A 16,229-nucleotide genomic window follows, 5' to 3' on the forward strand; every position below is an offset into this window, starting at 1 on the left:
ATGGGCTGATAGTGCCCGTGGACCAAGAAACCGAGAGCCGACGGTCGCTATGAAGGGCTGATAGTGCCCGTGGACCAAGAAACCGAGAGCCGACGGTCGCTATGAAGGGCTGATAGTGCCCGTGGACCAAGAAACCGAGAGCCGACGGTCACTATAAAGGGCTGATAGTGCCCGTGGACCAAGAAACCCAAAGCTGATGGTAAAACTGGTCACTATAGAGGGCAATATCACTAAAGAATCTAAAAAGCCGCAGATTTTAATTCTCTCTAATACCCACACCTGTCTCCTTATTTCTGTCAAATATATGCCACTCATATTCTGTCGACAGACCCCCTTGCAAATGTTATTCTGAAAGTAGAAGGACACCAAAGTCATATAAAAAGTCCGCTTGCTGCAAGAGATTTCACCTATATTCAGAGTAATAGTCTAAAGTAGTTACACACTGGGTATTTCTTTTATTAGCTATATTATTACTGAGAAAAAGGGGGATGGAAAAGGTGAGAGTGGTGAATTGGCTGAATAAAAGGCTAAGAGGTTTGATTGATGCTGTTGCTCGTTTTCCTTTGACCACCGCATTTCTTTTAGCGGCTGCCATTATTAATGCTTATGATATTAACTTAACAGAACGCCATTTTATGAATTATCTCCTTGCCTTTGTAGTCGGAGCATTTCTGAGCGCAGTGGCAGAAAGTGCCTATGAGAGATTCTTTACTAAAGGATTGGTCCGATTCACGCTGATGGGTATTGTTGTCCTATTAACAGCAGGTTATTATTTCATCATTAAATCGGCACCTGAATACAGCATGTCTGTAAATATCAGAACTGGAGTGGTCCTATTTGCTTTGTTGATCGCCTTCATTTGGATTCCAGCCATTAAAAGCAAGGTCAGTTTTAATAAAAGCTTTATGATTTCCTTTAAAGCCTTCTTTATCGCTGTTTTTTTCTCCGGGGTTATTTTTGGCGGAGTCTCGCTCATCATTAGTGCGACAGATACATTAATTTTTCCAATTGATTATAAAGTCTTTTCCCATGCAGCCAACTTGATATTCCTCCTATTTGGACCCTTGTATTTCTTATCTCTTATTCCTGTATACCTTGGGAAAGAGAATAAGGACAATGATGAACAGTTAAAAAACATTAGGCGTGCTGCGAATTGTCCGAAATTTTTAGAAATTCTTATATCCTATATTATAGTTCCTTTAATTGCCGTCTTTACTTTAATACTTGTCATTTACATTGTGCAAAATATCGGCGGAGATTTTTGGAGCGATAATCTTCTCGAACCGATGCTTGTATCCTATGCGATTACAGTCATCTTAGTCTATATTCTAGCCAGTGAAATTGAAAATAAGTTTGCGGCATTTTTTAGAAAGGTCTTTCCGAAAGTGCTTGTCCCAATAGTCGTGTTCCAGATCATATCATCGATTTTAAGTTTAGAAGATACTGGGATAACGCATACCCGTTATTATGTAATTTTGTTCGGTATTTTCGCTGCGATTGCCGGGGTCTTATTAAGCTTTTTGCCGGTACGGAAAAATGGAATAATCGCCGCAATCTTAATTGTTTTCGCCATGATTTCAGTCGTGCCGCCAGTGGACGCTTTTACGATCAGTAAACATAACCAGATTAACATTCTGGAAGAAGTATTAGCGAAAAATGAGATGCTTGGTAACGGAAAGATTATACCAAATGGCTCCATCTCCGATGCGGATAAACAGAAGATTACTAATATCGTTTACTACTTGCAGATGATGGGATATATGGAAAGGACCGAGTATTTCCCAAAAGACTTCGATGCCTATAGGGACTTTTATGAAACATTTGGCTTTAAAGAGTATTATGAGCAGACTGATAGGAATCAGTCCGTTTATGTACATCTCGAACCTTCATATCCAATCAATATTGCAGGATATGATACCTTTATTCAAACGGATATTTATTCGCAAATGCAAAACGAAGGTCAAAACGAAAAAATTGCAGTGATTGAAAAGGCTGGTAATAAGTACTCCTTATTAAGAGATTTTCGTAAAGATGAAATAGATATTGTCTTAGGCGGGGAAAATAAGGAAGAGCTTATCAGATTTAAGACGAAGGATATTTATGATAAATTCGAGAATTATCATTCAATAAAAGAAATGATCACCCCTGAGGAAGCCACATTTACGGTAGAAAATGAGAAGGTAAAAATGACGATAGTCACTCAGGATGTCAGTATTGATAAACAAAACGGTTATAATAACGCCTTATTCTACGTGTTTGTTCAGATTAAATAGTTCTGCAAAAACAAACGGAACATTATTGTTTCGTTTGTTTTTGCATTTAGGCTCTTCCTGTTTTGCTCTATAGCATAAAATCATGTAAACTTATTAAAAGGAAAATGACGGAATTAAGGGGAAACAGTTAGATGAAAGAATATGAAATATTATCAGGAAATGCCGAGGATACACAGGCCTTTGCTAAAAGGCTGGCTTCTTTCCTGCAGCCGGGAGATTGCATCACGTTAGAAGGCGATCTGGGAGCCGGGAAGACGACTTTTACAAAAGGGCTGGCTGTTGGTCTGGGTGTCAGTCGAACGGTCAACAGCCCGACTTTCACGATTATTAAAGAATATCATGGGAACATGCCGCTGTATCACATGGACGTATACCGGCTGGAGGATTCCTATGAGGATCTGGGGTTTGAAGAATATTTTTCCGGTAATGGGGTAACCGTGATTGAATGGGCTCATATCATTGACGAGCAGCTTCCAAGTGAGCGGCTGAATATTTATCTTTATCATGAAGGTAATGATTCGAGGAAAATTGTTCTCAAGCCATTAGGTGCACGGTATGAGCAATTATGTAAGGAGTTTTTTGCATGAAAGTTTTAGCGATTGATACATCAAATTATTCACTTGGTGTTGCTGTCATAAATGAGGAACAGGTAATCGGTGAATATATAACCAATTTGAAAAAAAATCATTCTGTCCGGGTTATGCCGGCGATTGAAAAATTACTGCAGGATTGTGAAATGAAACCGGTCGATATTGAAAAGATTGTGGTGGCAAAAGGTCCGGGGTCTTATACAGGGGTAAGAATCGGAGTTACCATTGCTAAAACACTGGCGTGGACGCTGAAAATACCATTAGTAGGGATTTCAAGCTTGCAAGTATTGGCTGCAGGAGTTGGCCGCTATTTTGGCGGAGGAGTATCCCCGCTGTTTGATGCGAGAAGAGGGCAGATTTATACAGGTCTTTATCAGTTTCAAAATGGTGGGCTGCAAACGTTAGCACAGGATCAAATAATACTTACGACTGATTGGGTAAAACAATTGCAATCGTTTGAGGGAAAGGTTCTTTTTGTTGGCGGTGATCTGCCGATACATCGCGGGGCAATCAAAGAATCATTAGGAGACAGAGCCGTTTTTGCCGAAATAACAGAGCATAATCCGCGTCCAGCAGAGCTGGCCTTACTGGGTCATGATTTGCCGGGAGAGGATGTTCATACCTTTGTACCGAACTATATTCGTTTAGCAGAGGCAGAAGCAAAATGGCTTGAGGCTCAGAGAGAGTTGAAATAGGAACGGGGAAGAGGGAGCAAAATGGAGATGACTTTTTCTTTTCGCTTGATGAATCTTAATGATTTGGACCAAATAATGGTCGTAGAACATCAATCATTTACTCTGCCGTGGAGCCGGGCTGCCTTTTATAACGAACTGGTGCAAAATCAGTATGCTAAATATATTGTATTAGAGGTTGATGAAAAGGTAGCAGGATATTGCGGAGCATGGCTTGTCATTGACGAGGCTCATATAACGAATATTGCGCTCCTTCCTGAATACAGGGGGCGCAAGCTCGGGGAAGCCTTGCTTGTGAAGATGATGGATTTTGCCAGGGAAAATGGGGCGAAAACAATGACCTTGGAGGTTCGCGTAAGCAACAGTGTGGCGCAGTCTCTTTATCGTAAACTTGGTTTTCAAGGGGGAGCCCTCCGGAAAAACTATTATACAGATAATCATGAAGATGCATTAGTGATGTGGGTGAATTTATAATGAAAAAAGATTTGTTAGTAATGGCAATCGAGACAAGCTGTGACGAGACAGCCGTTGCCATCGTGAGAAACGGAAGAGAAATCGTTTCAAATATTGTGGCCTCACAAATAGAGAGCCATAAAAGATTTGGCGGGGTAGTGCCTGAAATCGCATCGCGCCATCATGTGGAACAAATAACGATCGTGCTGGGGGAAGCCATCAATGCTGCGGGAATTTCGTATGGTGATTTAGATGCTATTGTGGTTACCGAAGGACCGGGTCTGGTTGGGGCCCTATTAATTGGCGTGAATGCGGCTAAGGCAATAGCGTTCGCCCATGGAATTCCTCTTGTTTCGGTTCATCATATCGCGGGGCACATCTATGCTAACCGTTTAGTGAAAGAAATGGAATTCCCTTTGCTGGCACTAGTCGTTTCTGGAGGCCATACCGAACTCGTTTATATGAAGGAACATGGTCACTTTGAGGTAATTGGTGAAACGAGAGATGATGCGGCAGGGGAAGCGTATGATAAAGTGGCAAGAGTGCTGAATATGCCATATCCGGGCGGACCGCATATCGACCGGTTGGCGCATGAAGGCTCTGATACGCTTGAACTACCGCGGGCTTGGCTTGAAGAGGGCTCCTATGATTTTAGTTTCAGCGGTTTGAAATCGGCAGTTATTAACACTGTCCACAATGCAGAGCAGCGTGGCGAAGTGATTGCCCCGGAGAATCTTGCTGCAAGCTTTCAGGCGAGTGTCGTTGAAGTGTTGGTGGCAAAGGCTGTACGCGCGGCGAAGGAGTATCCGGTGAAGCAGGTTTTATTAGCTGGAGGAGTTGCTGCGAATAAGGGACTTCGCGCAGCATTAACCACAGCTTTTGCAGAAATGGAAGAAGTAGAACTTGTGATTCCTCCGCTTAATTTGTGCACAGATAACGCAGCCATGATTGCCGCTGCAGGCAGTGTGCTATTTGAAAAAGGACATCGGACCGGACTGGATTTAAACGCAAATCCAGGCTTGGAAATCTCGGTTTATAATGATCTTTAAAAAAAGAGCCACAGGCATTTGTCTGTGGCTCTTGTGTTGTGGATAATGTGTATAACTTTGTGTATAAGTGTGTATTATGTGGATAAAAAAGAGATATGATGTGGATAATGTGGAAAAACATGTGGAAAGCCCATAATTAAGTTATCCAGTTGTGCATATACTTGTGGATAAAAAAAGGCGATTCCCAGATTCAATCATTGATATCTGGAAACCGCCTACTTTTGTTTTGCTCTGGTTCATTTTGCTTTGGAGCAAAAACCTACTGATCCGCAAGCTCTGTCCATTCCTCCATCAGTACTTCAACCTCAAGTTTGAACTTGTCATTTTCCTGTTGAAGCTCCATCAGCTTTTCGTGGTCCTGAAAAAACTGCGGATCACAAAGGAGCTCATTATTTTCCTCCATTTTTTGCTCTAGTTCTTCGATTTTATTTTCAATTTCTTCGATTCTGCGCTGCCGCTGTCTTTCTAGCTTCTTCGCCTCTTTATCCTGCTGGTAGCTGTTTTTTTCCTGTGTAACCGGGGAAGTTGCCAGCCTTTTTATTTCTTCCAGAGCTTTTAACTCCTCTTGCTCAAGTTTCTTTTCCACATAATAATCGTAATCCCCTAAGTATTCGACAGCACCATTTTTGTCCAGTTCAATGACCTTAGTGGCAATGCGATTAATAAAATAACGGTCATGGGAAACGAATAAAAGGGTTCCCGGATAATCAATTAACGCATTTTCCAGTATTTCTTTACTGTCTAAGTCAAGATGGTTTGTCGGCTCGTCCAGGATAAGGAGGTTTGCTTTTTGCAGCATCAGCTTGGATAGTGCAAGTCGTGCTTTTTCTCCTCCGCTTAAGCTGGAAACAATCTTTAACACATCATCGCCTGAAAAAAGGAAGTTTCCTAAAGCGGTTCGAATATCCTTTTCGCTCATCAGTGGATATTCATCCCATAATTCATTAAGCACCCGTTTATTTGATGTCAATTCAGCCTGCTCCTGATCATAGTAGCCAATCGCAACGTTTGTGCCATATTGAATGTCACCCTGTATGGGGGAGAGTTTTTCCATGAGCGTTTTTAAAAGTGTTGATTTACCGATTCCGTTCGGACCGACCAAGGCAATACTTTCCCCGCGGGTGAGGCGGAAGGAGATATTCTCCGAGACGGGCTTAGCGTCGTAGCCAACGGCTAATGAATGAACATTTAAAACTTCATTCCCCGATTGCTTTTCAATATTGAAGCCAAAACTAGCTGACTTTTCATCTCCTAAAGGACGGTCCATGACTTCCATTCTTGCGAGCTGTTTTCGCCGGCTTTGCGCCCGTTTGGTTGTGGATGCACGAGCAAGATTGCGCTGAATAAAATCTTGCAGCTTGGCTATTTCATCCTGCTGTTTTTCATACATTTTCATTTCACGCTCATAGTTAGCAGCCTTCAAATCTAAATAATTACTATAGTTTCCAGGAAATTTAGTGATTTGCTGCCGAGAAATTTCATACACTTGATTAACAACCTTGTCAAGAAAATAGCGGTCATGGGACACAATAAGGATAGCACCATTGTAGCCTTGTAAATATTGCTCCAGCCATGACAGAGTTTCAATATCAAGATGGTTTGTCGGCTCATCAAGGATGAGAATATCCGGTTTGGATAGCAGGAGTTTTCCAAGTGCCAGTCTAGTTTTCTGACCGCCGCTTAAGCTGGAGATTTTGGTATCATAATCAAATGAAGCAAAGCTTAAGCCGTGTAAAACAGAACGAATATCTGCTTCGAATTGATAGCCTCCCTGCTCTTTAAATTGAACCTGGAGAAGATCATATTCCTTTAGGACCTTGGTGTATTCAGTTTCATTTTCCATCACAGACATGTCAGACATTTTCATTTCTAATGCCCGTAATTGTTTTTCCTGTGCCTGGAGTTCAGAAAAAACAGTCAGCATTTCTTCCCAGATCGACAAATGGGATTCCAGTCCGGTATTTTGTGCCAAGTAGCCCATTTTAACTTCCTTCGGCTTGATAATCTCTCCCGAATCATAGGACAGGTTACCGGATATTATTTTTAATAAAGTAGATTTCCCTGCTCCATTTCTGCCGACAAGAGCAATTCTATCACGGGTTTGGACTTCAAGCTTTATATTCGATAAAATCTGGTCTGCACCATAGTATTTACATAATTGATTAACTTGCAGTAATATCATGTTCATGTTCACCCCTGTATTAATAGATTAACCGATTCAATTTGTAACAGCAATATAAGAAGACTTCTATCGTGAGGCTTTTCGCTGTACATTTGCAGTAAGAGAAGAGAGGGGCTGTAAATAATTGACAAAGGGGGAGAATGAGGATGAAAGGTGGGGAAAATTGGAATTTGAAAATATTATGTTATTCACTAAAATTGTAAATAATATATGTGAATTAAAATACAAAGTGTGAGACATCTGCAAGAAAATAGTGTATGATTTGTTTAGATAATTCACATACTTCAAACTTGATTTTTATGGAATCCAGTAATAACAAGATAAGTAAACTATATACGCTTGTGAAAGTTACTAATATCATTATAGTTTTTTGTCGCTGAAAAAGAGAATAAAAGAGGTGGTTTAATGGCGGAATTTACGCATTTCAACGAGGAAGGCCGGGCAAAGATGGTGGATGTTAGTGATAAACCGGAAACTTTCCGTACGGCCATTGCGATGTCCAGCATCACAGTCAGTCAGGAAATATATGATAAAATTACGAACAACCAAATGAAAAAAGGGGACGTATTGGCAGTGGCACAAGTTGCAGGAGTGATGGCTGCAAAAAAAACATGGGAAATCATCCCGATGTGTCACCCGATTCCGCTTACAGGGATTAATATTACTTTCTCATGGGAGGAGACAAAAGCGGATAGAACTTTATTTATCCAGGCCTCTGTGAAAACGAAAGGAAATACAGGGGTCGAAATGGAAGCATTAACGGCAGCATCTGTATGCGCATTGACGGTATATGATATGTGTAAAGCAGTTGATAAAGGAATGATCATCGGAAAAACCTATTTGCTGGAAAAGACGGGCGGGAAGAATGGAGATTTCAAAAGGGAGGGTATTTTGGAATCGTTTCCAATAGACAAATAGACCGCTGAGCGGATACAATAAATTATAACAAAATAAAAAAAATTCTGAAAAGAATACAAATAATACTTTTGCATGGGACAGAGGGGATAAAAATTATGAGTAATGAAACAACAAAAATACCACAGGCGACGGCAAAGAGACTGCCGTTGTATTATCGCTTTTTGAAAAATCTGCATGCCTCGGGCAAACAAAGGGTTTCGTCTGCTGAATTGAGTGAGGCGGTTAAAGTCGATTCGGCCACTATTCGAAGGGATTTTTCGTATTTTGGCGCTTTAGGTAAAAAAGGATATGGATATAATGTTCAGTACTTACTGACATTTTTCAGTAAAACTTTGGATCAGGATGAATTGACGAAGGTTGCATTAATCGGAGTGGGAAATCTTGGTACAGCTTTTCTTAATTATAATTTCTTGAAGAATAATAATACAAAAATCGAGGTAGGATTTGACGTGGATCCGCAAAAGGTAGGGGGAGAGATCGGTGATGTCCCTGTCTACCATATGGATGATATTGAAAAGGTGATAGCAGAACATGATATTCAAGTGGCAATTTTAACTATTCCGGCTCCTGTTGCTCAGTCTGTAACAGACCGGCTTGTTCAGGCTAATATCAGAGGGATCTTGAATTTTACACCGGCAAGATTATCTGTACCGGGAAATATCCGTGTCCATCATATTGATTTAGCCGTAGAATTGCAGGCACTTGTTTATTTCCTAAAACATTATCCGACCTATGCAGAATAAGATGTTACTGCGTTTATTCAAATTCTTCTGTAAGACAAAAAATGAGCCCGCCATGGACTCATTTTTTTGTCTGTTCATTTTTGGGCTGGAAATGATACCAAACGATGCGGATTCCGGAGCCTAAATCGAAGGTTGCCAGGACGACTAATAAATAGCTAAAGAAGCCCCAGCCGCCCTCATCATTGACATTTTGAACCGCAAAAAAGATAAATAAGACTCCTAAAAGAAGATATATGATGCCGGAAAACAGCGATGTTTTTTTCAATTAAAATATCCCCCAATAAAGCTTTGCAGCTGTTGAAATTGCTGGATCTTGTCCTGGTTTAGCTGTAATACGACAACGATCGTGTTCATCGATACATGAGCAAAAATCGGGACAAGTATCCGCTTTGTTTTAACATAAAGATAAGCGAATGTAAAACCCATTGCGGAATATAATAGAAGATGTTCCGGTTCACCATGGGCAAAGGCAAAGATAAGCGAACTGATCAGTCCTGCGAGGAAGAAATTGAATCGCTTATAAAGGCTGCCGAAAATCACTTTTCGAAAAACCACTTCCTCTAATATAGGTCCGATGATGGACGAAATGATGATAATGATCGGAGCCGTCTTGATCAGGTTAATGATTTGCTGAGTATTTTCCGATCCGATCTCAATTCCCATTAAGTACTCAATGCTGCCCGCAATGGATTGCGCCATTAAGGCGAGAAAGATTCCCCCGACTGCCCAGGCAGCAGACTTACTCAGAGGAAGGGCCCCATTATTTCGTACAGAACCATTCATTTCCTTGCGCAAAAGAAAAAGAGTGATGATTAAGGCGGCTATAAAACTGAGCACCAGCCATGCTGAAACAGAGAAGCCTTCTTCCAGTCCAAACCTTGCGCCAATCATGGACATCAGCGGAACCCCAATAAAACTGGAAAGCTGCATGACGATATACGTAATTAATATGAATCCATATTCCTTTTTCAATAGTAAGTCTCCTTATTAGACTGTCTTACTTTTGCAGCCGTTATGATTCTTTTCATACTTAACGCCCCACAATATTTTAACAATAAATGTACACAATCTTCAAATAGAACACATTTAGCCATGTTAAAATAACTTTCTTGATGAATATGGATTAAAAAAGTTTGTTTTAAGAAATACTACATTCGGGTTAAAAAAATTTAATAAATTTTCTATTTGCGGCTTGCAAAAAGAAGTCAGATTTATTAATATTATAAATGTGTTAGCACTCAGGTGATGTGAGTGCTAATAAAAAACTAAAAACTTACATATCATTTGAGGAGGTTGTTTCATTTGTTAAAGCCATTAGGTGATCGCGTTATAATCGAGCTTGTTGAATCAGAGGAAAAAACTGCAAGCGGTATTGTTTTACCGGATTCTGCTAAGGAAAAGCCTCAAGAAGGTAAAGTTGTTGCTGTAGGTTCCGGCCGCGTTCTTGAGAATGGTGAGCGTCTTGCCCTAGAAGTTTCAGCTGGCGATCGCATTATCTTCTCAAAATACTCTGGTACTGAAGTAAAATATGACGGCAAAGAATATTTAATTCTGCGCGACAGTGATATCTTAGCAATCGTTCAATAATAACAATCATTAAAATAACAATATTAGTGTTTTTACTTAGAATATGAAAATTTGAGGAGGTTATTCATCATGGCAAAAGAAATTAAGTTCAGTGAAGATGCGCGCCGCGCAATGCTTCGCGGGGTAGATGCTCTTGCGAATGCAGTAAAAGTAACTCTTGGACCAAAAGGACGCAACGTGGTTCTTGAGAAAAAATTCGGTTCACCACTTATCACAAACGATGGTGTGACAATCGCAAAAGAAATCGAATTAGAAGATGCATTTGAAAATATGGGTGCAAAATTAGTTGCTGAAGTAGCAAGCAAAACAAATGATATTGCTGGTGACGGTACAACTACTGCAACTGTTTTAGCGCAAGCAATGATTCGCGAAGGTTTGAAAAACGTAACTGCCGGTGCGAACCCAATGGTAATCCGTAAAGGGATTGACAAAGCTATCCAAGCAGCTTTGGACGAATTAAAAGCTATTTCTAAACCAATCGAAGGCAAAGAATCGATTGCACAAGTTGCTGCTATTTCTGCAGATGATGCAACAGTAGGTCAATTAATTGCTGAAGCGATGGAACGCGTTGGAAACGACGGTGTTATCACTATTGAAGAATCTAAAGGTTTTGCAACAGAATTAGATGTTGTAGAAGGTATGCAATTTGACCGTGGATATGCTTCACCATACATGGTAACAAACTCTGAGAAAATGGAAGCTGTTCTTGACAATCCATTTATCTTAATCACAGATAAGAAAATCACAAGCATCCAAGAAATCCTTCCAGTTCTTGAACAAGTTGTTCAACAAGGCAAACCATTATTATTGATTGCTGAAGACGTTGAAGGGGAAGCACTTGCTACATTAGTAGTGAACAAACTTCGCGGTACTTTCAATGCAGTAGCCGTTAAAGCTCCTGGATTTGGTGACCGTCGTAAGGCAATGCTTGAAGACATCGCTATCTTAACTGGCGGTCAAGTGATTACAGAAGACGTTGGTTTTGATCTGAAAACTGCTTCAATCCAACAATTAGGCCGCGCTGCGAAAGTAGTAGTTTCTAAAGAAAATACTACAATCGTTGAAGGTGCTGGCGACAGCGCACAAATTTCTGGACGTGTAGGGCAAATCCGTGCGCAATTAGAAGAAACTACTTCTGATTTTGACCGTGAAAAATTACAAGAGCGTCTTGCTAAATTAGCTGGCGGTGTTGCAGTAATCAAAGTTGGTGCTGCTACAGAAACTGAATTAAAAGAACGCAAACTTCGCATTGAAGATGCTTTAAACTCTACTCGTGCTGCTGTTGAAGAAGGTATCGTAGCCGGTGGTGGTACTGCATTAGTAGAAATCTATAATAAAATTGCTGCCGTTCAAGCAGATGGCGACGAAGCAACTGGTGTGAACATTGTATTACGTGCAATCGAAGAACCAGTTCGTCAAATTGCGCAAAACGCTGGCTTAGAAGGTTCTGTAATTGTAGAACGCTTAAAGAATGAAAAACCAGGTGTTGGCTTCAACGCTGCTACTGGCGCATGGGTAAACATGATCGAAGCTGGTATCGTTGACCCAACTAAAGTAACTCGTTCTGCACTTCAAAACGCTGGATCTGTTGCAGCTATGTTCTTAACAACTGAAGCAGTTGTAGCTGACAAACCAGAAGAAGGCGGCCCTGCAATGCCTGACATGGGCGGCATGGGTGGAATGGGCGGCATGATGTAATAAGCCGCTTCACCCCTTGATATATAAGGGTTTTATGTAAGATGAGAGTGGATTGTTAACATTTTGCTAATATTGAGGATATTAATCGAGGCTTCTCATAAGTTCATTGAACTTGGGGGAAGCCTCTTTTATTATTTGTAAAAGTAAAATTGATGTAATAAGAAAGTTCCTTTTAGAGTAGGGCAGCCTAGTTTCATATGTTTAATTTAGGTACATGCGTGATACAATTGAAAAAATATATATGAAATGAAAGAGATGGTTAGCAAGGAGGTACTTTGGCATCTGATGTTGTCAGTCAATGGTGGACTCCTTGCGAAAGGGGTATAAAATGGCAGTTAATAAAAACAAGAATCAAAATAATAAAATCATAGGAATCGCTTCCTTAAAGGAAGGGCTATCTGCTTTAAAGGTCGCAGATCTTCATGATATTCGGAAAAAGCTGCAAATCAAAAATATAAGTTCCTTGAAAAAAGCGGAGTTAATTCAATATTTGGCGGTGGAAGTCCCTATTCTTGTCAGTAATATTATCAGACAGTTCGATGAGCGGCGATTATTTTTAATAAAAAGTATCATTGCCAATAGTGGAGTTATTAGCGCAAAGGATAAAGAAATAGAGGAGATGGAGTATTTCCCTAAAACTGGTTTTATGTTTACTGGTTTTCGGAATGGCGATCCAGTCGTCATGATTCCTTTGGAATTATTGCCTTCTCTAGAGGAGATCGTTCGAGACGAAACGATACTTGCAGATGTTAAGCGGAATACGGATTGGATAAAGATTACTCGAGGATTACTCTATTACTATGGAACAGTGCCGCATAACAAGTTAGTCGATTTAGTTGAGAAATATATGCCTATTCACCCACATTATCTCGACTTCAATCATGCTATTTTTGATGCGATGGAATACTACCAAGAAATATACATTGACGGGTATGGCTATTCTTACTGGGAAGTGCTAGATCCTTTAGTTATTTTAGAGGAGCAGGCATCTAGAAAGACTATTGACTACTATCCATTCACGAAGAAACAGCTTCTTGAAGCAGGTGAAACGGGCTTTGTGGAGCGTCCAAAGGGTTTTTCACAACTTTTATCGCTATTTACACAGGAGTATCGAATGCCAAAACAAGAGGCAATGGAGCTTGTTGAGGACTGTATAATGAATGTGAAATTAGGCGCTCAACCTGGTCAGCTTCTTCAATATTTACAGACGGAACTCATATTCGAAAACTTAGAAGCTGTGCAAAGATTGATGGATGCTGTTGTTCTAATAATGAATAATACGAGGGAATGGTATTTAAAGGGATTTACATCAGAAGAGTTATTCGCGCAGGAGAAGAAGGAATTACTGCCCTTTCCCAATAAAAAAGGAGAGGTCATTAGTCTCCAAACTCGTCAAAAGGTTGGCAGAAACGATCCTTGTCCTTGTGGGAGCGGAAAGAAATTTAAGAAATGTTGTGGAAATTGAAAATCTAGAAGGACACGGAGAATATGGTGATGGCGGTAAAATGGAATTCACAAGCTTGGGCAGAGGCTAAAAAACGCTGCCGTTTAAATGAGGCTGATATCCAAATGGCTAAGGAGTTAGGGATGACACCGAAGAGTTTAATTAAAAATATCCCTGCACCTAATCAGCAATGGAAAGCACCTGTAAAAGTATGGATTCGTGATCTATATGAGGAGAAGTTCGATAGGGTTCTAACAGTTAAGCCCGTTCTCAGTGAAGAAATAAAAAGAAAAACCAAAAAGCAAGAAGAGCAGATTATTTCTGAACGCTGGATTGATGAGGAGGACTTACCATTTTGAAGAAATCTAAGAGAGCGGCGGTATTATAAGAAAAAGGGCTTTCGTACCCAAAAAGATGTAAAAAGTGTCGTAACGAAAGGGAGAACGAATTCTTTTATTAACAAGGAAACCTCTCGAGGAGCGAATGAATGATAGATGAAAGGTACTCAGCAATCTACGAAGCGGGGTGAATCATTTTTGAAGAAAAATAGAATATTCCTCAAATCTAAAAAAGGTCAAATAACAGTACTAATTATTTTTATCATGTTTAGTTTTCTGGGATATCGGTTTTGGGCTGCTGCTTCTAAGAACTCTGAACAGAGATAAATTGCTGACATTGTCAAAGAGCGAGACGAGCAGGGTAGAGTTACAGATGGTGAAGGTACAACGGAAAGATTATTCCCATTAGATATGAGCGAAGTAGAAATTCAATATGTGATTCATCATATGAGCCACCAAAAGGTCAAAGCTGATAAGAAATGGGGACAACTACAAATAACACCGGAAAGAATCGATCGTCTAATCAAAGTGGTGCAAGTCAATAAACAAGAATACGATTATCCGAGTTTATATATAAATATATTAAATCGATGGAAGGAAAACGATTTTTCTTCAGCAGTATCCGATCATAATAAATTATGGGAAATACAAGCTGGAAACATAGGGGAGGCTAAGCGTTTATTATCTCCAAAAGAAGAAAAAGAATATATTGAGAAATATTTTGAATAACATGCCATTTGGTGCTGTCACTTGTCGAAATCGACAAGTGACACAGGCACCTTTTTCAGTAATGTTCGATACGAAAGAAACCCCTACTTCAAATTTTTATTCAAAAATTAAGTGGTGGGAGTATTTATATACGCATTAATGCGCCATTAGGCGTTAGTATCTAAAAAGTAGATATTTAATAATAAAATGTATCGATAAAATAATCTCATATTAGAATAACATTTGTTTATAATTTAGGTAAGGTATGCGTAGCAATTAGCTTAAGATGACTGTCAATGTATGCGGTTTCACATAGGCGTTTTGAGCCATTTTCGTACACTTTTTTGATTTTCCCTTCATGGCATTTTGAGAAAACAAAGATATCCCTACAGACAGATCATAGGAGATAAACCAATATGGCCTGTAAAGATTAAGAATCCCTTTGTTAAAGCTGTTATGTTCACTGTTGCAATATTTATAATTTTTCCGCCAATCATGATGATAGTTGTGCTATCCTTTGTTAAGCTATAGTGGAATAAGTGAGGCGTAAGCAAAATGAAAATTGATTTTTATACAGATACAGTAAAGAAAAGCAATGAAGATATATACGGAATAACAAAGAGTGGAGCATTTGTATTAGATGGCGCATCCGCCCTTACAGACAAAAACTACACATCATCTGGAAACGATGTAACTTGGATGGTTAATTGGTGGAAGGAATATCTTGAAAAGAACCTTGATAATACAGACTATTCTATTCAAGAGATTTTAGCGGAAGGAATAGACCATTTTAACAAGGGGTACGGAAAATTTGTAGACCTTTCAACACTTAAGGCCTATGAGCAGCTGTCAGCAGGAATTGCCATAGTCAGGAAAAACGGAGACTTTCTTGAATCCTATGTGTTGGGAGATGTTGAGATTACAATTGAGGGCAAAGATAGGGAGTTTATTGTTATTACAGATAACTCAATTAAGAACCTTGATAATGGGGTCATACAGATAATGGGACGGAACAAAAAAAGAAAGGACCAGTATGTCTTCAAGGAATTTACGCAGGAGGAACTTGACATTCTCAGATTAAACAGATCTAAAATGAACGATCCGAGAGGCTACTTTATATTGAGCCACAAGAAAGAAGCAGTTGACAGGGGTATATACAAAACAATACCCGTTGAATCTATTGAAAGATGCCTGCTTGCCACAGATGGACTGGGACCCTTAAGTTATAGGTATTCAAAAAAGAGCCTTCTTGATAGGATTAGAGAAAAAGGTGCCCAAGAGCTTATTAAAGAATTGAGAAATCTGGAGAAGTCGGACATAGACAAAAGAAACATAGGCAGACTGAAAACCCACGATGATGCAACACTTGTTTATCTGGATCTCAGTTTTTAACTTCATTCAGCAGAAGTCCTTTGATGGAATAAAGTCCCCAACCTTTGATATAAGTGGGTTTTGATCGCTAACGTTTTGCAAAATGGGGACTAGTTCAAGGTTCAAATATGTTACTATATTTACTAATATCACAATTGGTGCCTGTCATTATCGATTTTGATT

Annotated in this window: 16 protein-coding genes; 13 read left to right on the top strand and 3 right to left on the bottom strand. The window is 39.7% G+C overall.

Features of this window, described 5'->3' with window-relative positions; genetic code table 11:
• Positions 1-497: 497 nt before the first annotated feature.
• The 5 genes from HNR53_RS20885 (at position 498) to tsaD (ending at position 5,057) form a co-directional block, all read left to right on the top strand.
• Positions 498-2,273, top strand: coding sequence for a DUF4153 domain-containing protein (locus HNR53_RS20885; RefSeq protein ID WP_343065369.1), 1,776 nt, complete (start codon positions 498-500; stop codon positions 2,271-2,273).
• Positions 2,274-2,404: 131 nt separating this feature from the next.
• Positions 2,405-2,860 (top strand): tRNA (adenosine(37)-N6)-threonylcarbamoyltransferase complex ATPase subunit type 1 TsaE, encoded by a 456-nt coding sequence (gene tsaE, locus HNR53_RS20890; protein ID WP_184529731.1) that lies wholly within the window; start codon positions 2,405-2,407, stop codon positions 2,858-2,860.
• Entirely contained in the window at positions 2,857-3,558 is a 702-nt protein-coding gene (gene tsaB / locus HNR53_RS20895; protein WP_184529734.1) for a tRNA (adenosine(37)-N6)-threonylcarbamoyltransferase complex dimerization subunit type 1 TsaB, read from the top strand. The genes tsaE and tsaB overlap by 4 nt, the downstream gene beginning before the upstream one ends.
• A 27-nt stretch (positions 3,559-3,585) precedes the next feature.
• Positions 3,586-4,029, top strand: coding sequence for a ribosomal protein S18-alanine N-acetyltransferase (gene rimI / locus HNR53_RS20900; protein ID WP_184529816.1), 444 nt, complete (start codon positions 3,586-3,588; stop codon positions 4,027-4,029).
• Positions 4,029-5,057: a tRNA (adenosine(37)-N6)-threonylcarbamoyltransferase complex transferase subunit TsaD gene (tsaD, locus tag HNR53_RS20905; RefSeq protein WP_184529736.1), complete on the top strand. Its 1,029-nt coding sequence runs from the start codon at positions 4,029-4,031 to the stop codon at positions 5,055-5,057. Before rimI ends, tsaD begins: the two co-directional genes overlap by 1 nt.
• A gap of 259 nt (positions 5,058-5,316) precedes the next feature.
• Here the strand turns inward: tsaD and HNR53_RS20910 are convergent, their stop codons facing one another.
• Entirely contained in the window at positions 5,317-7,239 is a 1,923-nt protein-coding gene (locus HNR53_RS20910; RefSeq protein WP_184529738.1) for an ABC-F family ATP-binding cassette domain-containing protein, read from the bottom strand.
• 405 nt (positions 7,240-7,644) lie between these two features.
• Between HNR53_RS20910 and moaC the strand changes: the two genes are divergently transcribed.
• The gene (moaC, locus tag HNR53_RS20915; protein WP_184529740.1) at positions 7,645-8,157 is read left to right on the top strand and encodes a cyclic pyranopterin monophosphate synthase MoaC; all 513 of its coding nucleotides are present in this window, start codon (positions 7,645-7,647) and stop codon (positions 8,155-8,157) included.
• Positions 8,158-8,252: 95 nt separating this feature from the next.
• Entirely contained in the window at positions 8,253-8,900 is a 648-nt protein-coding gene (locus HNR53_RS20920; RefSeq protein ID WP_184529742.1) for a redox-sensing transcriptional repressor Rex, read from the top strand.
• 58 nt (positions 8,901-8,958) lie between these two features.
• On the opposite strand, the gene HNR53_RS20925 is transcribed toward HNR53_RS20920, so the two are convergent.
• Positions 8,959-9,165, bottom strand: a complete 207-nt coding sequence (locus HNR53_RS20925) for a YdiK family protein (RefSeq protein WP_184529744.1) — start codon at positions 9,163-9,165, stop codon at positions 8,959-8,961.
• Positions 9,162-9,872, bottom strand: coding sequence for a CPBP family intramembrane glutamic endopeptidase (locus tag HNR53_RS20930; protein ID WP_184529746.1), 711 nt, complete (start codon positions 9,870-9,872; stop codon positions 9,162-9,164). The genes HNR53_RS20925 and HNR53_RS20930 overlap by 4 nt, the downstream gene beginning before the upstream one ends.
• 330 nt (positions 9,873-10,202) lie before the next feature.
• On the opposite strand from HNR53_RS20930, the gene groES reads away from it, so the two are divergent.
• From groES to HNR53_RS20960, 6 genes are all read left to right on the top strand, one after another.
• Positions 10,203-10,487, top strand: coding sequence for a co-chaperone GroES (groES, locus tag HNR53_RS20935; protein WP_184529748.1), 285 nt, complete (start codon positions 10,203-10,205; stop codon positions 10,485-10,487).
• 69 nt (positions 10,488-10,556) lie between these two features.
• Positions 10,557-12,185, top strand: coding sequence for a chaperonin GroEL (groL, locus tag HNR53_RS20940; protein ID WP_184529750.1), 1,629 nt, complete (start codon positions 10,557-10,559; stop codon positions 12,183-12,185).
• Between the two features lie 328 nt (positions 12,186-12,513).
• The gene (locus HNR53_RS20945; protein WP_184529752.1) at positions 12,514-13,650 is read left to right on the top strand and encodes an SEC-C metal-binding domain-containing protein; all 1,137 of its coding nucleotides are present in this window, start codon (positions 12,514-12,516) and stop codon (positions 13,648-13,650) included.
• A 29-nt stretch (positions 13,651-13,679) separates the two neighbouring features.
• Complete coding sequence (locus HNR53_RS20950) at positions 13,680-13,988, top strand: hypothetical protein (RefSeq protein ID WP_184529754.1); 309 nt, start codon at positions 13,680-13,682, stop codon at positions 13,986-13,988.
• Between the two features lie 390 nt (positions 13,989-14,378).
• Positions 14,379-14,696, top strand: coding sequence for a DUF6241 domain-containing protein (locus tag HNR53_RS20955; RefSeq protein WP_184529756.1), 318 nt, complete (start codon positions 14,379-14,381; stop codon positions 14,694-14,696).
• A 534-nt stretch (positions 14,697-15,230) separates the two neighbouring features.
• On the top strand, positions 15,231-16,067 hold the full coding sequence (locus HNR53_RS20960; RefSeq protein WP_184529758.1) for a protein phosphatase 2C domain-containing protein: 837 nt from the start codon (positions 15,231-15,233) through the stop codon (positions 16,065-16,067).
• Positions 16,068-16,229: the final 162 nt, after the last annotated feature.

This window comes from Bacillus benzoevorans (assembly GCF_014207535.1).
GTDB lineage: Bacteria > Bacillota > Bacilli > Bacillales > Cytobacillaceae > Bacillus_BD > Bacillus_BD benzoevorans.